General features: G+C 64.6%; 15 protein-coding genes. 10 read left to right on the plus strand and 5 right to left on the minus strand.

The window, feature by feature from the left end; genetic code table 11:
- Positions 1-34: 34 nt before the first annotated feature.
- Entirely contained in the window at positions 35-1,987 is a 1,953-nt protein-coding gene (locus CSAL_RS12145; protein WP_011507691.1) for an ATP-binding cassette domain-containing protein, read from the minus strand.
- A gap of 120 nt (positions 1,988-2,107) precedes the next feature.
- Between CSAL_RS12145 and CSAL_RS12150 the strand changes: the two genes are divergently transcribed.
- Both CSAL_RS12150 and CSAL_RS12155 read left to right on the plus strand, forming a co-directional pair.
- Entirely contained in the window at positions 2,108-2,971 is an 864-nt protein-coding gene (locus tag CSAL_RS12150; RefSeq protein ID WP_011507692.1) for a TatD family hydrolase, read from the plus strand.
- Between the two features lies 1 nt (position 2,972).
- A complete protein-coding gene (locus tag CSAL_RS12155; protein WP_011507693.1) occupies positions 2,973-3,449 on the plus strand; it encodes a hypothetical protein in 477 nt (158 codons plus the stop codon).
- A gap of 24 nt (positions 3,450-3,473) precedes the next feature.
- On the opposite strand, the gene CSAL_RS12160 is transcribed toward CSAL_RS12155, so the two are convergent.
- Together CSAL_RS12160 and CSAL_RS12165 are read right to left on the minus strand one after the other, a co-directional pair.
- A complete protein-coding gene (locus tag CSAL_RS12160) occupies positions 3,474-4,010 on the minus strand; it encodes an HPP family protein (protein ID WP_011507694.1) in 537 nt (178 codons plus the stop codon).
- 120 nt (positions 4,011-4,130) lie between these two features.
- Positions 4,131-4,679, minus strand: coding sequence for an elongation factor P hydroxylase (locus CSAL_RS12165; RefSeq protein WP_011507695.1), 549 nt, complete (start codon positions 4,677-4,679; stop codon positions 4,131-4,133).
- Between the two features lie 147 nt (positions 4,680-4,826).
- Between CSAL_RS12165 and CSAL_RS12170 the strand changes: the two genes are divergently transcribed.
- The 8 genes from CSAL_RS12170 (at position 4,827) to CSAL_RS12205 (ending at position 18,499) form a co-directional block, all read left to right on the plus strand.
- Positions 4,827-6,254 (plus strand): MATE family efflux transporter, encoded by a 1,428-nt coding sequence (locus tag CSAL_RS12170; RefSeq protein WP_011507696.1) that lies wholly within the window; start codon positions 4,827-4,829, stop codon positions 6,252-6,254.
- A gap of 176 nt (positions 6,255-6,430) precedes the next feature.
- Positions 6,431-7,474 carry an efflux RND transporter periplasmic adaptor subunit gene (locus CSAL_RS12175; protein ID WP_011507697.1) on the plus strand — a complete coding sequence of 348 codons (1,044 nt, stop codon included), beginning with the start codon at positions 6,431-6,433 and terminating at the stop codon, positions 7,472-7,474.
- A gap of 9 nt (positions 7,475-7,483) precedes the next feature.
- Positions 7,484-10,639, plus strand: a complete 3,156-nt coding sequence (locus CSAL_RS12180) for an efflux RND transporter permease subunit (protein ID WP_011507698.1) — start codon at positions 7,484-7,486, stop codon at positions 10,637-10,639.
- 210 nt (positions 10,640-10,849) lie between these two features.
- On the plus strand, positions 10,850-12,763 hold the full coding sequence (locus tag CSAL_RS12185) for a sensor histidine kinase (RefSeq protein ID WP_035412290.1): 1,914 nt from the start codon (positions 10,850-10,852) through the stop codon (positions 12,761-12,763).
- Entirely contained in the window at positions 12,756-14,141 is a 1,386-nt protein-coding gene (locus tag CSAL_RS12190; RefSeq protein WP_011507700.1) for a sigma-54-dependent transcriptional regulator, read from the plus strand. Before CSAL_RS12185 ends, CSAL_RS12190 begins: the two co-directional genes overlap by 8 nt.
- Positions 14,142-14,405: 264 nt before the next feature.
- Positions 14,406-15,386, plus strand: a complete 981-nt coding sequence (locus CSAL_RS12195; RefSeq protein ID WP_011507701.1) for a TAXI family TRAP transporter solute-binding subunit — start codon at positions 14,406-14,408, stop codon at positions 15,384-15,386.
- Positions 15,387-15,461: 75 nt separating this feature from the next.
- Positions 15,462-17,639, plus strand: a complete 2,178-nt coding sequence (locus CSAL_RS12200) for a TRAP transporter permease (protein WP_011507702.1) — start codon at positions 15,462-15,464, stop codon at positions 17,637-17,639.
- A 164-nt stretch (positions 17,640-17,803) separates the two neighbouring features.
- The gene (locus CSAL_RS12205; RefSeq protein ID WP_011507703.1) at positions 17,804-18,499 is read left to right on the plus strand and encodes a hypothetical protein; all 696 of its coding nucleotides are present in this window, start codon (positions 17,804-17,806) and stop codon (positions 18,497-18,499) included.
- A 5-nt stretch (positions 18,500-18,504) separates the two neighbouring features.
- Here the strand turns inward: CSAL_RS12205 and tusA are convergent, their stop codons facing one another.
- Together tusA and rlmM are read right to left on the minus strand one after the other, a co-directional pair.
- On the minus strand, positions 18,505-18,756 hold the full coding sequence (gene tusA, locus CSAL_RS12210; protein WP_011507704.1) for a sulfurtransferase TusA: 252 nt from the start codon (positions 18,754-18,756) through the stop codon (positions 18,505-18,507).
- A gap of 59 nt (positions 18,757-18,815) precedes the next feature.
- Positions 18,816-19,889 carry a 23S rRNA (cytidine(2498)-2'-O)-methyltransferase RlmM gene (rlmM, locus tag CSAL_RS12215; RefSeq protein WP_011507705.1) on the minus strand — a complete coding sequence of 358 codons (1,074 nt, stop codon included), beginning with the start codon at positions 19,887-19,889 and terminating at the stop codon, positions 18,816-18,818.
- Positions 19,890-19,937: the final 48 nt, after the last annotated feature.

Raw genomic sequence — 19,937 nt, forward strand, 5'->3', positions numbered from 1 at the left:
GGCACGTCGTTCGTGCCCGGCGCGACGTTTCCTACTACTCCTCGCCCTCGGCCATGGCTTCCAGTTCCATCCAGCGTGACATCGCCGCATCGAGCTCGTCCTGCTTGGCAGCCAGCGCCTCGAGACGCTGCGTGACGGTCTCGGCGTCCTGCTGATAGAACTCGGGCGCGCCGACTTCCGCTTCGAAACTCGCCACTTCGGCTTCCAGCGTCTCGATGGTCCCCGGCAACTGGTCCAGTTCGCGTTGCAGCTTGTAGGAAAGCTTGGCCCGCTTGGGCTTGGCGGGGGCCGATGCGGTCGTGGCCTTGTCGGCCTCGGCGCGGGTGGACGCAGACGGCGCCGGCTCGGCCTCGCGAGCCGGCAGCACGTTCGCGGCATTGCCGAATTCCCCGGGCGCCGGCGGCAGCTTGCCGCCCTGACGCACCCAGTCGCTGTACCCGCCGACGTACTCCCGAACGTATCCCTCGCCCTCGAAGGCCAGCACGCTGGTCACCACGTTGTCCATGAAGGCACGGTCGTGCGAGACCAGCAGCAGGGTGCCGTCGAAATCGAGCAGCAGTTCCTCGAGCAGTTCCAGCGTCTCGACGTCCAGGTCGTTGGTCGGCTCGTCGAGCACCAGCACGTTAGCGGGCTGGGTGAACAGCTTGGCCAGCAGCAAGCGATTGGATTCGCCGCCCGAGAGCGCCTTGACCGGCTGGCGCACCCGGTCGGGAGAGAACAGGAAGTCCTGCAGGTAGCTCATGACGTGGCGGTCCTTGCCGCCCACCTGCACGCGGTCGCTGCCCTGCGCCACGTTGTCGTACACGGTCTTCTCGAGCTCGAGCCCGGCACGCAGCTGATCGAAGTAGGCCACGCTCAGGTTGGTACCCATGCGCACCTTGCCCTCGGTGGGCGCCAGCTCGCCCAGCAGGATCTTCAGCAGGGTGGTCTTGCCGGCCCCGTTGCGTCCGATGAAGCCGATGCGATCGCCGCGCTGGATCTCCAGCGACAGGTCGCGCACCACCCAGTCGTCGCCGAAACGCTGGCTGACGCCGGAAAGCTCGACGACCCGCTTGCCGGTACGCTCGCCGCTGTCCACGCTGAGCTGAGCCCGGCCCACGCGCTCCCGACGCTCGGCGCGCTCGCCGCGCATCTTCTCGAGGGCCCGCACCCTGCCCTCGTTACGGGTCCGGCGCGCCTTGATGCCCTGGCGAATCCAGGCCTCTTCCTTGGCGAGTTTCTTGTCGAACTCGGCGCGTTCGCGCGCCTCGACTTCCAGCTCGTGCTGCTTCTGTGCCTGGTATGCCGCGTAATCGCCGGGGTAGCGCCCCAGCTGGCCACGGTCGAGCTCCAGGATGCTGGTCGCCAGCCGCGACAGGAACGCCCGGTCGTGGGTGATGAACAGTACCGAGCCATTGAAGGCGAGCAACTGTTCCTCGAGCCAACCGATGGTATCCAGGTCGAGGTGGTTGGTGGGCTCGTCGAGCAGCAGCACGTCCGGCTCGGCCACCAGCGCGCGGGCCAGGGCCACACGCCGCCGCCAGCCGCCGGAGAGATTCACTATCTCGGTGTCGGCGGGCAGGCCGAGCCGCGACAGAATGGTGTCGATGCGTTGATGAAACGACCAGCCGTCCACCGCCTCGAGCTGGGTCTGCAGGCGCTCGAGTTCGGCCATGTCGGGCGCCTCGCTCATCACCAGGTGATGATATTCGCTCAACAAGGCCCCTGCCTCGGGCAGCCCCTGGGCGACCACGTCGAAGATGGTCCGGCCGCTCGCTTCCGGCAGTTCCTGGGCGAGCACGCCCACCTTGAGCCCCGGCGCGCGCCAGATATGCCCGCCATCGGGCGCCGCCTCATCGGCGATCAGCTTGAGGAGCGTCGATTTGCCCGTTCCGTTGCGCCCCACCAGCGCCAAGCGCTCCCCTTTCTCCAAGGTGAGTTCGGCATGATCCAGCAGGACCTGGGGGCCGTAAGCCAGTTGCACCTGTTCCAGACGTAACAGCGTCACGCGTAACCACCTCGTTGACAGACATTCGGAGTAAAGACGCTAGTGTAACGCATGGTCGCCTCCCGGGTCCGGGGGTAGAATGGCGGGTTTTCGCGACTCACTGGGCTGGGGAGATTTCCCGTGACACGATCTTCCGTGACACAAGACGACGCCAATCCGCTACCCGAAGCGCTGCGCCTGACGCCGCCGTCGCCGCTGGTCGACATCGGCGCGAACCTGACGCACGAGAGCTTCGCCCGCGACCTCGACGCCGTGCTTGCCCGGGCCCGGCACGCGGGCGTGGACGACATGATCCTCACCGGCACCGACCTGGCACACAGCGAACAGGCCGCCGACCTCGCCCAACGTCATCCGGGGCTGTACGCCACCGCCGGCCTGCATCCCCACATGGCGAGCCACTGGAACCCTGAACTGGCGGCGGCCCTGCAGGCATTGCAGGCGCGGCCCGAGGTCGTGGCCGTGGGCGAATGCGGCCTCGACTTCAACCGCAATTTCTCGACGCCCGCCGAGCAGGAACATGCCTTCGAAGCGCAGCTCGCGCTCGCCGCCGAAAGCGGCCTGCCGCTGTTCCTGCATGAGCGCGATGCCGGTGCACGCATGCGTGACATGCTGCGCCATTGGCGTGACGCCATCGGCGACGCCGTGGTTCACTGTTTCACCGCCGACCGCGACACCCTGCACGGTTACCTGGATCTCGACCTGCATATCGGGCTGACGGGTTGGCTCTGCGACGAGCGGCGTGGTCATCATCTGCGCGACCTGGTTGCCGATATCCCCGCCGCGCGCCTGATGGTCGAGACCGACTGCCCCTATCTCCTGCCGCGCAACCTGCCGGCCAAACTCAAGGGGCGCCGCCACGAACCGGCGCTGCTGCCCTGGATCGTCCGCGAGATCGCGCACTGGCGCGGCGAGAGCGAGGCCTCGCTGGCGGCTTCCTCCACCGCCACGGCGCGGCGATTCTTCCGACTCGACGAGGAGCAATGACATGGATTTTCCCGGTTTCATCGCCATCGAGACCGGCGACGAGGAAGCCCTCCCCGTCGCCATCTCCTGGGCCCTGCCCGATGGCCAGATCAAGCATGCGCTGATCCAGCCCGATGACGACTGGCTCGACGAGGAACTCCTCAAGCTCGGCGATTACAGCCTGGACGAGCTGCGCAGCCTGGGCCTGAGCCCCCTGGACGTGCTGCGCGAGCTGGAAGCCGATCACTTCAACGTGACGCTGTATACCGCGGGGATCGGTGACGACGAGGCCGCGCTGTCGCGTCTGTTCGAGGACTTCGCGGTAACGCCCTTCGTCGAGCTGGCGCCGGCGGAGACGCTCTACCCCGACCTCGCCCCGGGTGAGTGGACACGCGCCCGGGGCGATCTGTTCGGCGACCTCGGGCTCGAGCCCATGCGCGCCGATCACGAGGTACAGGTCATGCTCTACCTGCATCAGCGCCTGCGCGGCGAGGAGTGACGCGGCGGGCGCGTCATCTCTGTGTCATCGCCAATGCAGGGGATAGCGGCGGTGACGCGCCAGGTTGTTGATCAGCACCGCCACGCTCAGCATGAGCGTGCAGCCCGCCGCCACGGGCATCAGCGCAAAGTGCCAGGCGAGGCCGTGGACTTCCTCGCTGCCGATGACGGCGATCAACGCCGTGGCGCCACCGGGCGGATGCAGGGTATGCGTCAGTTGCATCAGCAGGATCGCGGTCGACACGGCGACCGCCGCGGCCACCCAGCCGACGCCGAAGAGTTGAAAACACGCCACACCCACCAGGGCAGACAGCACGCTCCCGCCGAGCACATTGCGCGGCTGCGCGAAGGGGCTTTCCGGCGCGGCGTAGAGCAGCACCGACGTGGCGCCGAAGGAGCCGATCAACAGCAGGCTATACGACGCCATCCAGGCCTCGCTGAGCCAGCCGACACCCGCCATGCCGAGAAAGCCCCCGATCCACGACCAGAGCGCATCGCGTACGCACGGCCGAGCGCGCCGGGACGGCTCGCCACGCATCTTCCCCAAATAAGTCTTGACCATAGTTGCCTGACGCACTGCCTCGGCACGCGTCTTCTCCCTGTTGTTTCGGTAACAAGCGTTTTTCGGTGACGGATTTCTCGATGGATCACCGCGGCAACCGCCTCGTCCGGCGGGCCCGCGTCATGCTCGTGCCAGTCGCGCGCGCCCCACGTCGATCGCCGCCTCGCGGGACAGGCCGTGCCGGTAGAACGCTTCCAGCGTCGCGCGAAAGGCCTCCGCCCGCTGCGGCAAGCCAGTCTCGCGATACCGCGTCGCGCGCGCGCCGACACGCGCGGCGAAGGCATCACGGTCCACCTCGGGGCCGCCCAGGTTATCGACGCTGACATGGAAGCGGCGCCCGCACGCCTCGCTGAACAGCGATTCCAGCGCCTGCGGGGCGATCTCGACCTGTTCGAACTCGCGCTGACGCTCGGCGTCGCGACCATCGGGCTCGTACCAGTAGCCGTAGTCCTCCAGCTGGCGGCGACGTTCACCGGCGATGCACCAGTGGCTGACCTCATGCAGGGCACTGGCGAAGAAGCCGTGCGCGAAAATGATCCGATGCAGGTCCTCGGCGTGGGCGGCGGGACGGTACAAGGGTTCATCGTCACCGCTCACCAGGCAGGTGCGATACGGCGCGGAGAAGACGCCGTCGAACAGGGCGATGACATCGTCGATACGGTGATTCACGCGGCCTCCTTCAAAGCGGAGGCACATTATAGGGGCTACGACGCATGATGAAAGGCGTCGACGTGGCACGCTTGCTAGAATGCCCGCTTTTGCGCCCGTGAAAGTTCTGAAGCGAGTCCGTGAAGAAAGTCCACGAGGAGAGTCAGTGTGACGTCGCCCCGAGCCCTGCTCACCCATAGCCACCGTGAATCGCGCACCTTGCTGCGCCTGGCGTTGCCGATCTGCGGCGCACAGCTGGCGCAATCGGGCATGAGCGCGGTCGATGTGATCATGGCCGGTCGCGCCAGTGCCACGGACCTGGCCGCCGTCTCGGTCGGCTCCAGCCTGTGGCTGCCGTTGATGCTCTTCATGACCGGCGCGCTGATGGGCCTGACGCCCATCGTGGCGCAATTGCTGGGCGCGGGGCGCCACACGGCGATTCGGCCCTATGTTCACCAGGCGCTGTGGATCGCGCTGTGCCTGGGCGGGCTGTCGGCGCTCTTGCTATGGTTCGGCGTGGGCCCGGTCTTCCGATTCATGGGCGTGCCGGAGCAGGTCGCGCAACTCTCCGCCGGCTACCTGGCCGCCGTGGCGTTCGGCATGCCAGGCGTGGGCCTTTACCAGGCCTTGCGCGCCTTCTCCGACGGCATGAACCACACGCGCCCCGCCCTGTGGATCAGCCTGCTGGGGCTGGCGATCAATATTCCCTGCAACTATGTGCTGATCTACGGCGGGCCCGGCCTGGTCTCGTTGCTGGGCGAGACGGTACCGCCATGGATCGCCGCCTGGCCGGCGCTGGGCGCGGTGGGATGCGGCGTGGCCACGGCGATTTCGATGTGGGTGATGTGCCTGGCGATGATCGGCTACACGTACCGGGCACGCGCCTACGGCGCGGTGCGCTTGTGGCACTCGCCGGTTCCGCCGCAACGCCGCGACATCCAGGAGCTGCTTTACGTCGGGGTGCCCATCGGCGTGGCGATCTTCGTCGAGGTCACGCTGTTCACCCTGATCGCCCTGTTCGTCGCGCGCCTGGGGGAAGTGGTCGTCGCCGCCCACCAGATCGCACTCAACTATACGTCGATCCTGTTCATGCTGCCGTTGTCGCTGAGCATGGCGCTGACCGTGCGCGTGGGCAATACGCTGGGACGCGGAACCGCACAGGAGGCACGCTTCGTGGCCTGGAACGGCGTCGTCGTGTGTCTGCTGGTGGCCCTGCTCAACGACGCCATTCTCTGGATGACGGCGTCGCCCATCCTGGCGCTGTATACGTCGAACACGGAAGTGCATGCTCTGGCCATGTCGCTGGTCACGCTGGCCATGCTCTATCAGATCTCCGATTCGCTGCAGGTCAATCTCGCCGGCGCGCTGCGCGGTTACAAGGACACGCGCATCGTCATGCTGATCACGCTGTTTTCCTATTGGCTGATCGGACTGGCCGGGGGCCACCTGCTGGGACGTGGCATCGACGGGTACCTGGCGCCGATGGGCGTGCACGGCTATTGGCTCGGCCTGTGCGCGGGGCTGACGGTCGCCGCGCTGTTACTCGGCTGGCGCCTGCATCATCGGGCGCGTCGTAGCCTGAGCGCCTACGCTTGACATTCAGCCTTGCGGTGACGTGTCGCTCATCAGGCTCGGTGGGACATCCTTCAAGCGCAATAACGTTGATCTCACCAACGCCAACAGACCGTTTTAATGTGTCACGCTGACGCGTTATTTGTGTTGAAGGGTGAGCTAACTTGCGGCGACTCCGATCTAGCGGCTGCACATACAGGATGTGCGCAGTGGCACTGACCATGCTGGTGGCCACAGCGGATGTCGCGACCGCTCAAGAAACGCAGGTGGAAACCCAGCGAGTCCGGGAAACCCCGCGTGTCGAGATGCTCCGCTTGAGCGGCAGCGTGAGTGCCCCGCGCACGTCGCACCTCTCCAGCGCCGAGGCGGGCCAGGTAAGCACGTTGCATGTCGATCTGGGTACGCATGTCCGCCAGGGTGAGCGCTTGTTAACCTTGGATAGTCGAGAAGCCGAGCTCGAACGCCAACGCGCCCAAGCCAATGTCGACCAGGCCCGCGCCGCACGCGACGACGCCCGACGATTGCTAGACGAAGCCAACCAATTGGCAGAACAGCAACACATCGCGGCTAGCGAGCAGCGTCAGCGACAAAATGCCTTGGCTGCAGCCGAAGCCACCCTGGACGCTCAACAGGCCGCACAGGCACTTTGGGAACTACGCATCACCCGCCACGAGATCACCGCCCCGTTCGATGCGCTGATCACCCGGCGCGACACCGAACTCGGCGAATGGGTCACGCCCGGCGACACCTTGTTGACGCTGATCGACGTCGACGCGTTGATGGTTGATTTCTCGGTGCCCTACTCCGCTTATGCGCAAATGGATGACGCAACTCTCGAGGTGCGCCAGGAAGGCGATGGCCAGTGGCATGCCGCCCGCCCCCAAGCACAGGTGCCGCAAGACACTCGTAACCGCCAATTCCTGCTGCGCGCTGCCCCCAGCGAAGCACTCACCCTGATGCCCGGCATGGCCGTTGAGGGCCGCCTGCGAATTGAGGGCGAATCCGGCCCCAGCGTACCCCGCGATGCCTTGATTCGGCGCCCGGATGGCAGCGTCAGCGTGTGGCTCGCACGTCAGGAAAGTGGTCAATGGCGCGCCGTTGAGCAGCGGGTCGAAATCGGCAACAGCCATGAGGGGAATGTCGCCGTTCATGAAGGCGTTGCGGTCGGCGATCGCGTGATCGTGGTGGGTAATGAACGTCTCGAGCAAGGACAAGCCCTGATCCTCGGCGACGACAAGGAGTAACGCCCACGCATGTTTGCCACCATTATTCGCCACGGCATTTTGGTTAGCGTGGTCACGCTGATTTTACTGATTGTGGGCATCGCCGCCATCTGGCGGATTCCCGTGCAAATGATCCCCGACCTGGAAACTCGGGTAATTGGCATCGAGACCGAGTGGGCTGGCGCCAATCCACAGGACATCGAAAAAGATATCCTCATCGAGCAGGAAGAATACCTACGCAACGTGCCCAATCTGCAGCGTATGGAGTCCACCGCCAGCAGTGGCAGCGCAGAAATCGAGCTGGAGTTTCCCTTCGGCGTCGATCTCACCGAAACCCTGATCCGGGTCAATAACGCCCTCAGTCAGGTGCCCTCCTACCCCACCAACGTGGACCAGCCGCGCATCGTCGCCAACTCGTTTTCGGCCAACGCCTTCATGTATTTCAATGTCGGCCCGCGCGAGGGCAACCCTCGCCAGCTCGATATGCCGGCCATGCGCGATTACCTGGAAGATAACGTGCGCCCACGCATGGAAAGCGTCAGCGGGGTGTCGGAAGTCAGCGTCTCCGGCGGCGCCGAGCGCCAGATGCAATTGCTGCTCGACCCAGATGCCCTCGCCGCTCGCGATCTCAGCATCAGCGATATCCAGGCCGCGCTGGAAGCGCGCAATCAGGACGTATCGGGTGGCAATCTGGAAAGCGGCAAGCGTCGTTACTTGTTGCGCACCGTGGGACGTTTTGACGACGTCAAAAGCCTCGAAGCGCTCATCCTAAGACGTCAGGGTGACGAACTCGTCCGCCTTGGTGACGTCGCCGAGGTGCAGCAATCCTACGCCGAACTCACGTCACGATCGTATAACGCCGCTGGCGAGCCAGTCCTCAGCGTTCAGGTCCGCCGCGAACCCGGGGCCAACGTCATCGATATCAAGCGCGAGATGCTTGAGGAAGTCGAGGCATTGAACGACGGTCTGCTCGCCGAACAAGGCATGCAGATCACCTTGTCCAACGACGACGTGCGCTACGTGGAAGCATCGATTGCCAACGTCTGGTTCAACCTCGGCTTGGGGGCGCTGTTCGCCACGCTGGTGATGTATGCCTTTCTACGTTCGGCACGGGCCACCTTTGCCGGTGTCATCGGTATTCCCATCTGTACCATTGCCGCGTTTCTCGGCCTGCTGCTGGCTGGGCGCACCCTGAACGTGATTTCTTTGGCCGGGATCGCCTTTGCCATCGGCATGACCATCGATAACACCATCGTGGTGCTGGAAAGTATCGAAACCCAGCGTCGTCGGGGGCTGGCACGGTTCCAGGCGGCACTGGCAGGCGTCAAGCAGGTTTGGTCGGCCGTGTTGGCTTCGACGCTGACGACGATTCTGGTGTTCGTGCCGATTTTCTTCATCGAGCAGGAAGCCGGGCAGCTCTACTCCGATATCGCCGTTGCCATCGCCACCTCGATCCTGATCTCGATGGTCGTGGCGATTACCGTCATTCCGACCCTGGGCGCGCATATCGATTTCCGCGGCCGGGGTGGCGATAATCGTAACGGCAATACCACCCGCCCGCGCTGGATGAGCGCCTGCTTATGGGTGGTGAACGGCATGATCCAGAGCGCCGGACGACGCCTGGCGGCCATCGTACTTGGCGTCCTCGGTGGGGTGGCGATTTTTGTCTGGTTGACACCCCCTGCGGAGTACCTGCCCGAGGGTGAAGAAGCCAAGACCTTTGCGAGCATGAATGCCCCCGCCAGCTACAACCTCGCCACCATGGACGAGATCGCGCGCACCCTGCAACGTGAACTCGAGCCCCATGTGGGCGCCGAACCGACCGCCTTTGAGCGCGGCGATACCGACGTGCCGCCGATCCGTACCATGGGCATTCAAGCCGAACCCCAGAGCGTGCGCATCATTGCCGAGACCATCGACCCCAATCATATTGAAGCGCTGATGGATGCGCTGACCGAGCGCTACGAGGCCTACCCGGACATGCGTGCCTTTGCCGCTCGCGGCTCGATCATTTCCAGCAACGACGGCGGCACACGCAGCATCACGCTGGATATAGCCGGCAATGATCTTGAAACACTCTACGCCACGGCCAACCGCATCTATCAGCGTGCGGAAGCGGCCTTCGATAATCCGCGCATTCAATCGCGCCCCTCTGCGCTCGACCTTGGCCAGCCACTGATCGAGGTCTATCCCGACTGGGAGCGTGCCGCTGAGTTAGGATTCGACACCGATGCCCTGGGCACCGCCATCGCGGTATTGACCAACGGCGCTTACCTGGACGATTTCTATCTCGACGATGAAAAAATAGACCTGTACGGCTATGGCCCGAATGCAGGCGATATCGATCTCGACCAATTGGCCAACCTGCCCTTGCACACGCCAACCGGCTCCAACGTACCGCTCAATGACGTAGCCGATATTGAGGAAACCGTGGGTACCGCGACCATCCGCCGGGTCGATGGGCGGCGCAGCGTGACTCTGGACGTGATTCCACCGCGCAGCGTGGCCCTCGAAGCAGGCATCGCACGGATGCAGCGAGAGGTGCTAGAGCCAATGCGCGACACAGGCGAGCTGCCCGGCAATATCGATGTGACGGTGACGGGTGCGGGTGACCAGTTGGACGCCACTCGCCAAGCGTTAACCAGCAACGGCCTGATCGCGCTGGCGATCGTGTACCTGTTGCTGGTAGCGATTTTCACCCACTGGGGCTACCCGCTGCTGATTCTAGCCACCATTCCCCTCGGCGCGGCCGGTGGCATCGTCGGGCTATGGCTGATGAATACCGTCGGCGCGGTACTGCCACGCGTTGGCTTGAACGCTATCAGCCAGCCATTTGACATGATCACCATGTTGGGCTTTTTGATACTAATGGGCACCGTGGTCAACAATCCTATTCTGGTCGTTCACCAAGCCCGCGAGAATCTGCGGGAATCGTCAATGAACGTGCGCGATGCAGTCTTTCATGCGGTGGAGAGCCGCTTACGCCCCATAGCGATGACGACACTCACCACGCTATGCGGCCTCTCGCCGCTGGTATTTTTACCTGGCGAAGGCACCGAGCTATATCGCGGTGTCGGCGCGATCGTGCTGTTCGGGCTGCTGGGCACGGCCATCGTCACCGTGACCTTTTTGCCCGCGCTTACCGTGGCGGTGCTCAGTTGGAGGCTGAAGCATCGGCAAAGGTAAAAAACAGTCGCGTTAGGAGTTCATCTTGCCGCGCGCTTGGTCTGCAACGTGACCAGGCTCCGACGCTCAGCACTCAAGCAATCGGCGCTCGGGACCGCGACTAAAGACTAAGCGCTGGCGCTTAACTTTAGACAAACCGCCACGCATCATGATGCGTGTGGCCATATGGCCCCGATGCGTCATGCCATTTGCCACGAGCCGCTCGTCTTCATGTCCGATACACGCCGTTTCCCCCTTCCCGTGCGGCCGCGCACGCTGCTCGTGCTGGCCGCGATCGCCGGCCTGCTCGTCTGCATGTGGCAGACGGCACGCCTGGCCCGTGAGCAGGCGCTGCAGGAGCTGCGCCACGATGCCGAGAACGAACTGCGTCTGTCGGCTGCGAGCCTCGTCGGTCATCTCTCGCGTCACGATTATCTGCCGGAACTGCTAGCCTCGCGGGAAATGGTCAAGCGCTTCCTGAACGACCCCGACGGGCAGGACTCGATGCCCTTGAATCGCCTGCTGGATCGCTTTCGCGCCACCGCCAACGTCTCCGACATCTACCTGCTCGATCATACCGGCGAAACCCTGGCGGCCAGCAACTGGCATCGTCGCGATACCTTCATCGGGCAGAACTACGGCTTCAGACCCTACTACCGGGAAGCCATGGACGGCAAGAACGGCAGTTTCTACGGCCTGGGCACCCAGTCGCGGGATCGCGGCTACTACTTCTCGGCCCCGGTGTGGCTCGACGACACGGCGCCGAACGCGCGCCCGGACGGTGTCATGGTGCTCAAGGTCCTGCTCGATGCGGTGGAAGCCGGATGGGCCGAGCAGGACGCGGAGCTTCTGGTCACCGACCGCAATGGCGTCATCTTCATGGCCAGCCGGCCCGAATTGCGTTTGACCACCATGGCGCCGCTGACTCGGGCACAACGTCAGACCATCGCCGCCTCTCGGCGCTACGGCGATGCCCCGCTGCCGCCAGCGGGCCTGCGCGAGGACCAGCGACACGATGCCCGCACACGCCTGGTGAGCTTCGCCTCCGGTTCCCTGGAAGGCAGGCGTTATCTGAGCCTGACGCGCCCCATGGAAGATTTCGATTGGCACATTCACATCCTCAAGCCGCTGACGCCGGTCAATCAGGCGCAGTGGCTGGCGGCGCTGCTTGCCGGCGGTCTCTACGGGCTCATCGCCCTGGGGGCCGGGATCGGATGGCAGCGCCTGCGTCTGCGACGTGAGCGCGAGCGCTTCGCCGAACGCGAGCGACGCACCCTCGCCCAGGCCCGCGACGAACTCGAACGGCACGTGGAAAGCCGTACCCGTGACCTGGTCGCCACCAATCGGCGTCTGTCGGCGGAGATCGAGGAACGCCGCCGCGCCGAGGAAAGCCTGCGCGCCACCCGCGACGAGCTGGTGCAAGCCGCCAAGCTGGCCGTGCTCGGGCAACTGGCGGCGGGCATCAATCACGAGCTCAACCAGCCCTTGGCGGCGATTCGTGCCTACACCGAGAATGCTCGCGCCTTCATCGCCCGCCAGCGACACGAGGCCGCCGATGCCAACCTCGCCCAGGTACTCGAGCTGACCGAGCGCATGGCCGAGATCAGCGCGCAGCTGCGCCAGTTCTCGCGCAAGAGCGGCGACAACCTGACGGCGGTTTCCGTCGCGTCGTGCTTTGCGTATGCATTGCGCCTGTTTCAGTCGCGGATTCACGAAAGCGGCGTGCGGGTCGAGCAGCACTGGCCCGAGCAGGCGGTGTGGGTACGCGCCGACCCGGTGCGCCTCGAGCAGGTGCTGGTCAACCTGATCGGCAACGCGCTCCAGGCCATGAACGATACCGCCGCCCCTTGCCTGACCCTCGCCATCGTTGCCGAATCCACGACCGTGTACCTGGATGTCGCCGACAATGGCCCCGGCATCGACGAGGCACGCCTGGCCCAGATCTTCGAACCGTTCTATACCACCAAGTCGATGGGCAGCGGCTTGGGGTTGGGCCTGTCGATCTCGCGACGTATCGTCGAGGATCTCGATGGCCAGCTCGACGCCTGCAACTTGCCCGGCGGCGGCGCACGCTTTCGTGTCCGGCTGCCGCGTATCGCGGATCCCAACGATCCCGCACGACTCGAGGACCCCGCTCATGCATGACCCTGCTGCTACGCCCGTGATGCTCGTCGACGATGAAGCTCACTTGCGCATTACCGCCAGCCAGACCCTCGAACTGGCGGGCTACGTACCCGAGGTCTACGAAAGCGCCGAGGCGGCGCTGAGTGCCCTGCGGGCGGATTTCCCCGGCGTGCTGGTCAGCGACATCCGCATGCCCGGCATGGACGGCATGGCCCTGCTGCGCGAAATTCGTCAGCGCGATCCCGACCTGCCCGTGGTACTGATCACCGGCCACGGCGACATTTCCACGGCCGTGGAAGCCATGCGCGATGGCGCCTGGGATTTCCTCGAGAAGCCCTTCGCCGGGGAGCGGCTGGTGGAGGTGGTGCGGCGGGGCATCGAAAAACGCCGCTTGAGCCTGGAGAACCGGCATCTGAAGGCCGAACTCGAGGCGCAGCAGTCCACCCCGGGGCCTCGCCTGGTCGGCCGGACGCCGGCCATTCAGCAACTGGCCTCGATGGTCCAGCGCATCAGCCAGGTCGAGACCGACGTGCTGCTCTTCGGCGAGACCGGTACAGGCAAGGATCTGGTGGCACGGGCGATTCACGAGCGCAGCGCCCGCGGCGGCAAGCCGTTCGTCGCCATCAATTGCGGCGCGGTGCCGGAAAGCACGATCGAGTCGGAACTCTTCGGCCATGAAAAGGGGGCCTTCACCGGGGCCGTGGAACGCCGCGTGGGGAAGTTCGAACACGCCAACGGCGGGACCGTCTTCCTCGACGAGATCGAATCGATGCCGCTGTCGCTTCAGGTCAAGCTGCTGCGCGTGCTGCAGGAACGCGCCGTGGAACGCCTGGGCTCCAACACCCTGATCCCGCTCGACATCCGGGTCATCGCCGCGACCAAGACGGATCTCAAGGCGGCCGCCGACACCGGCGGGTTCCGGGAGGACCTTTACTATCGTCTCAACGTCGTGACCCTGCCGATTCCCTCGCTGCGCGAGCGTCGTGAGGATATTCCGCTGCTGTTCCAGCACTTCATCGCGGTCTCCGCCAGTCGCAGCGGACTGGAAGCCCCGCCGCTCGATGGTCATGGGATCTCCGCCCTGCTCGCTCACGACTGGCCGGGCAACGTGCGCGAATTGCGCAACGTGGCCGAGCGCTATGTGCTGCTGGGCGCCACCTGCGATTACCGACTCGAGACCCTGCTCCAGGGCGCGCAGAAGGACAGCGGCGAGCTGCCCCTGGCGCAGCAGGTGGAGCTGTTCGAAAAGAGCGTGATCAACCATGCCCTGGTGCGCTATCAGGGGTGCGTGCCGGATATCTGCGAGCGACTCGGCGTGCCGCGCAAGACGCTGTACGACAAGCTCAAGAAGCATGGACTGAAGGCCGACGACTATCGCCATATCGCGGAAACGGAATGACCGGCCCTCGCCCTCGATGGGCGTCGACGCGTTGTGCGGAAATCCGCACAGGGTTCAGGCCAGGTTGTGCGAACTTCCAGCCACATCGGCATGCTCCCTCTTCCACTTTCGTCGAATGAAAAAATCGTAACTGATTGAAAATGAAAGACTAAGAGAAAGATGGAATGGCGGTTGCCACCTATAGGGCGTATTTCACGAGTCCCGCCCTTCGGGGACTCGAACGGGAATACGCAACAACCACAACCGAAATCGGGAGCATTCGCCATGTCTTTCAAGACACAAGCCTTGACCGCCACCCTCGCCGGGGCCATGTGCCTCGCCACCGCGGCGCAAGCCGATCGCGAGGATTGGCCGGACAACTTCACCGTGGGCACGGCCAGCCAGGGCGGGACCTACTTCGTCTACGGTTCCGGCTGGGCCAACTTGATCGCCGACGAGCTGGGCGTTTCCGGCGGTGGCGAAGTCACCGGCGGCCCCAACCAGAACCTGGCGTTGGTGCACACCGGTGAGCTGGCCCTCGGCCTCACCACCATGGGTCCGGCCGCCGAGGCCCTGGCCGGCGAGAGCCCGCTGGCACCCGGCGTGAAGATGGACAACGTCTGTGCGCTGTTCCCGATGTACGAGACGCCGTTCTCCATCACCACCCTGGCCGATAGCGGCATCGAGTCGATCTCCGATATTCCGGACGGTGCCAGCATCGGCTTCGGGCCGGCGGCCTCGACGTCCGATACGTACTTCCCGGCCATCCTCGAAGAGCTCGGCGTGGATTTCGAACGCCGCAACGGCGGCTGGAGCGACCTGGGCGGACAGCTCCAGGACGGGCTGATCGACGTCATCGCATTCGCCGCCGGGATTCCGATTCCCGCCGTGAGCCAGCTTGAGGTGCAAACCGATGTCAACATCATCGAGTTCACCGAAGAAGAGCAGCAGAAAGTTCTCGAGGCCTTCCCGGTCTCGCCGTTCCAGATTCCGGCCAGCACTTACCAGACGCTCGAGGAAGATGCGCGCGCAGTGTCCATGTGGAACTTCACCATCGCCGGCTGTGACCTCCCCGAAGACTTTGTCTATGAGATCACCAAGCTGAGCATGGAGAACAACGACCGGATGCGCGACATTCACCGCAGCGCCGAGTTCAGCGTGCCCGAGAACCTCAAGTACAACACCGTGCTGCCGTTCCATCCGGGCGCCGTGCGTTGGTACGAAGAGAACGGCTACGACATCCCGGAAGACCTGAAACTCGACTGATCGCGTGTTTCTTCAATGCCCCATGCCCATGCGGCATGGGGTACGTCGTTCGTTGCCGTTCCTAGGGTGATGCCCATGTCCCAGAATTCCCACTCTCGTCCCGACGACCGTGACGAGACCGCTATCGACGCCATCGCCGAGGGCGCCGATGACAATGCCGGCGAACCCAACCGCCGTGCGTATACCGGCTGGCAGTGGTGGCTGTTCGGCATTCTCGCCATCGCGTACTCGAGCTTTCACCTGATATCCCTCAACGTCTACCCGCTGGAAACGTGGTCGTTTCGCATCATCCACATCTGCGGGGCCTTGATTCTCGGCTATGGCCTCTACGCGGGCACCCGCTTCGCCGAGGAAGGCAAGCCGCGCTCGCCACGCTGGATGGCGGCCCTGGGGTATGCACTGTTGCTCCCCGCTCTGTACGCACTGGTGCAGGTCGTCCTGATGCAGCAGGCCATGAGTCAGGGCGCGATGCGTATCGAACCGAATATCGAAGCCTTCCATTTCGGCTATCCGCTGATGTTGACCACGGCGGCCGCCATTCTCCTGTCATGGAGCGACCGGCAGTACCAGCACCGCCTCTCGCCGGCCGATCTGGTGCTGATGGTATGCGCGCTGGCCAGCGCCGGTTATCTGCTGGTGATGTTCAACAGCCCGCTGCGCGCCGCCACCGGCACCACCTTCGCGCCGATGGGAATTTCCTACGCCGCCATCGCAGGCGCCGCGCTGATCCTCGAACTCACGCGGCGGGTCGCCGGTCTCGCGCTGGTGATCATCGCCGCGCTGTTCTTGACCTATGTGTTCGCCGGCCCCTGGCTGCCGGGTTTTCTCGGCTATCCGGGGCTCTCGGTGGGCCGCTTCTTCAGCCAGGTCTATACCGATGCCGGGGTGCTGGGGCCGACGACCGCCGTGTCCTCGACCTACATCATCCTGTTCATCATCTTCGCGGCATTCCTTCAGGCGTCGAAGGTCGGCGACTACTTCATCAATTTCGCCTTCGCCGCCGCCGGACGCGCCCGTGGCGGCCCGGCCAAGGTCTCGATCTTCGCCTCGGGCCTGATGGGCATGATCAACGGCACCAGTGCCGGTAACGTCGTGTCCACCGGCTCGCTCACCATCCCGCTGATGAAGAAGGTGGGCTACCCCGCACGCAGTGCCGGCGCCATCGAGGCCGCCGCCTCGACGGGCGGCCAGATCATGCCACCGATCATGGGGGCCGGCGCCTTCATCATGGCGGAGATCACCGGCATCCCGTACACCGAGATCGCCATCGCCGCCCTGATACCGGCCATCCTGTATTTCGCGTCGGTCTATTTCATGGTCGACTTCGAAGCGGCACGCAAGGGCATGCGCGGCATGCGCAAGGACGAGATCCCGCGCTTCTCCAGGCTGGTCAAGCAGGCCTACTTGTTCGCGCCCATCATCATTCTGATCGTGGCGCTGTTCATGGGCTACTCGGTGATTCGCGCGGGAACGCTGGCCACCGCCTCCGCCGCCGTGGTGAGCTGGGTCTCGCCTAACAAGATGGGCATCCGCGCCATCCTCAAGGCCCTGCAGCTCGCCGGCACGATGTCGATCCAGATCATCGCCGTCTGCGCCTGTGCGGGGCTGATCGTCGGCGTGATCGCGCTGACCGGGGTCGGAGCACGGTTCTCCTCGCTGCTGCTGGGGCTGGCCGGCGTCAGCCAGTTGCTGGCGCTGTTCTTCGCCATGTGCATCAGCATTCTGCTGGGCATGGGGATGCCGACCACTGCCGCCTACGCCGTCGCGGCCTCGGTGGTGGCGCCCGGGTTGATCGATATCGGCATCCAGCCGCTGGTCGCCCACTTCTTCGTGTTCTATTTCGCGGTCGTCTCGGCCATCACGCCACCGGTGGCGCTGGCCTCCTACGCGGCGGCGGGCATCTCGGGCGACAACGCCATGGGCACCTCGGTGGCCTCGTTCAAGATCGGCCTGGCGGCCTTCATCGTGCCCTTCATGTTCTTCTACAGCCCGGCAATGCTGATGGAAGGCTCCTGGCTGCAGATCCTGCGCGTCGGCGTCACCGCGACACTTGGCATCGTGCTGCTGTCGGCCACCGTGCAGGCGTGGTTCTTCGGCCCGGTCAAGGCTTGGCAACGCCTGGTGATGCTGATCGGGGCGCTGTGCATGATCTACGGCGGCATCTACACCGATGTGATCGGTCTGATCATCGGCATCGGCCTGTTCGCCATGCAGCGCGGGCGCAACGGCTCGCGGCCCGCCACCTCCCACTGACACGGCGCTCGCCGTCCACTGTGCCCCGCCCCGCTCGGCCCGTCGAGCGGGGCGGGGCATTAACGTGCCATAAAACGTGCACGACAATGCTTAACTTTCCACGCCGCCCTGTGCTAATAGTGAACTGAGGTCTTGGCCTACTACTGCTGCGCAAGGAGGTTGCCATGGGCATCGTCTCGTCCCCACGCACCGCTCAGGTCATCGACCTGGATACCATGAGGCAGCGGCGCCAGGCGCAACGCCGTATCGTGCGCCTGGCTCCCGAGCTGGACGGCCTGGAGATGCTGTATCACCTGGCTTCGGATCCGGACACCTTGTATGCCATGCCCCTGCTGGCCTGGGGGCTGCGTGAAAGCGGCGAAGTGGTGGGCATGGTGCCGTGGATGGAGTCGCTGACTGCCTGCCACGAGCTGGACAGCCCCGACCACGGTCACTTCTTCGGTTATCGGGACCCCGAGACCGACGACATCTTCCATACCCCGCCCGAGCATAAAGTCTACGAACTGGAACATGCCGCGGCCTATTTCGACTACGAAGAGACGCAGGCACCGACACTGATTCAGCAACTGCCCGACACGCAGGGCACGCACGCCCTGTGCCTGGACAGCGGCAGTCACCTCTGGCAGCTCAAGCAGGTCTTCGGATGGCGGTTATACAATGACGGCAGCGTGGAAGCGTTGCTGATCGACGAAACTCGTGTCGACCAGACGCCGATCGTCGCCGGCGACGCCTGTCTGTATCCCGGGCACAGCCGGCACAAGACGGTCTACTTCTTTCAGCGCCACATCGCCAGCCAGATCAAGCGGGAGGACCCCGCCACGCTGGAGGCCCTGGCGATGATGATGACGCCCTCGTCGTAAGGGCGTCAGGCCAGGCGGATGACATAACGATAGCGCTCGTCGTCGTGCGACTGCGCGATGAGTTCGTGCCCCAGGAACGTGCAGAACTTGGGCACGTCGCGGGTCGTGGCCGGATCCGTGGCGATGACGGTCAGGATCTGGCCGGCGGTCATGTCGCGCACCTGGTTGTGCATCATCATGATCGGCTCGGGGCAGTACAGGCCGGAGGTGTCGAGTTCGGCATCCGACGCGGGCAAGGTCGTATCGAAATCGGACATGGAAGGCGTTACCTCAGTGGGGATTCACAGGCTGATGATGCGCCATCGCTGCGGCCAGCTCAATCGAGCAAGCACACGTGAACGGTGACTTCCTCGCGATCGTGATAAAGATGCCGGCAGCGTATCCGCGCACGAATCCCCGCCTGGTCCAGGGACGAGGCGAGCCGTTCGAGACAGCGCGAGACCTCGTCCCAGCGCTTTTTCATCGGCAGCTTGAGGTTGAAGATCGCCTCGTGGCACCACGGCGCGACGAGCCAGCGCTCGACCATGTCGATGACACGCATGGGCTTGTCGACGATATCGCATACCAGCCAATCGAGCCGCATCGGCGGTTGCCAGACGAATCCGTCCTCGCACAGATGCTCGACCTGGCCGCTGGCCATGAGCGCGTCATCCATGGGGCCGTTGTCGATGGCGTAGACGTACATGCCCTTGCGCACGAGCTGGTACGTCCAGCCGCCCGGCGCGGCTCCCAGATCGGCGGCCTGCATGCTGTCGCTGAGCCGTGTCGGCCACGCCTCGCGCGGCACGAAGACGTGCCAGGCCTCCTCGAGCTTGAGTGTCGAACGACTCGGTGCTTCACGGGGAAACTTCAAGCGCGGTATCCCCCCGAGATGCTCGGCGCGGTTGCCGGGGAAACTCATCGCCAGCTGAACCCGGTCTCCTGCCGTCCAGAAGAGGTGCAGGCGCCGCCCGCCGGCCTTGCGACGCAAGGCGCCACGTTTTTTGAGCGTGCTTTCCAGCGGCTTGCGCAGCGCCTTCATCAAGCCGGCCAGTGCCTTTTCTTCGTTGGTATCCGGGGTTTCCTGCCAGATCGATTCGAATGACCAGCCACTGGCGACGACCAGATCGACGATCGCCGACAATCTGTCGTCACGGGGAAGCGCTTCCAGCGGCGGAAAGGCGACCAGCGATTGGCGCGCGAACACCAGGGCCTCGAGCGGCAAGGCGCGATGCACCTCGTTGGCCGGCGTCTCGGGGTCCAGCACGAAGCGCACGTGGCCGCTATCCCGGGCCGCGATGGGGTATCCGCCTTGCCCGGCGTGGGCCGTCTTGTCGGCAAGTTCGGCACTCAGGTCTTTTTCGAAGCCGGGACGGCAATAAAGCAGCCACTCGTGCGGGCAGACAGCCATGTTGAACTCCAGAAACGGCGAGCGCGCAGTCTAACGAGCGCTCATCGC

Origin of the sequence: Chromohalobacter israelensis DSM 3043 (assembly GCF_000055785.1) — a bacterium.
Lineage (GTDB): Bacteria > Pseudomonadota > Gammaproteobacteria > Pseudomonadales > Halomonadaceae > Chromohalobacter > Chromohalobacter israelensis.

Coding starts and splice junctions, on each gene's coding strand:
- CSAL_RS12155 (WP_011507693.1), top strand. CDS start 2,973: ATGGATTTTCCCGGTTTCATCGCCATCGAGACCGGCGACGAGGAAGCC.
- CSAL_RS12160 (WP_011507694.1), bottom strand. CDS start 4,010: ATGGTCAAGACTTATTTGGGGAAGATGCGTGGCGAGCCGTCCCGGCGC.
- CSAL_RS12175 (WP_011507697.1), top strand. CDS start 6,431: ATGTGCGCAGTGGCACTGACCATGCTGGTGGCCACAGCGGATGTCGCG.
- CSAL_RS12180 (WP_011507698.1), top strand. CDS start 7,484: ATGTTTGCCACCATTATTCGCCACGGCATTTTGGTTAGCGTGGTCACG.
- CSAL_RS12185 (WP_035412290.1), top strand. CDS start 10,850: ATGTCCGATACACGCCGTTTCCCCCTTCCCGTGCGGCCGCGCACGCTG.
- CSAL_RS12190 (WP_011507700.1), top strand. CDS start 12,756: ATGCATGACCCTGCTGCTACGCCCGTGATGCTCGTCGACGATGAAGCT.
- CSAL_RS12195 (WP_011507701.1), top strand. CDS start 14,406: ATGTCTTTCAAGACACAAGCCTTGACCGCCACCCTCGCCGGGGCCATG.
- CSAL_RS12200 (WP_011507702.1), top strand. CDS start 15,462: ATGTCCCAGAATTCCCACTCTCGTCCCGACGACCGTGACGAGACCGCT.
- CSAL_RS12205 (WP_011507703.1), top strand. CDS start 17,804: ATGGGCATCGTCTCGTCCCCACGCACCGCTCAGGTCATCGACCTGGAT.
- tusA (WP_011507704.1), bottom strand. CDS start 18,756: ATGTCCGATTTCGATACGACCTTGCCCGCGTCGGATGCCGAACTCGAC.
- rlmM (WP_011507705.1), bottom strand. CDS start 19,889: ATGGCTGTCTGCCCGCACGAGTGGCTGCTTTATTGCCGTCCCGGCTTC.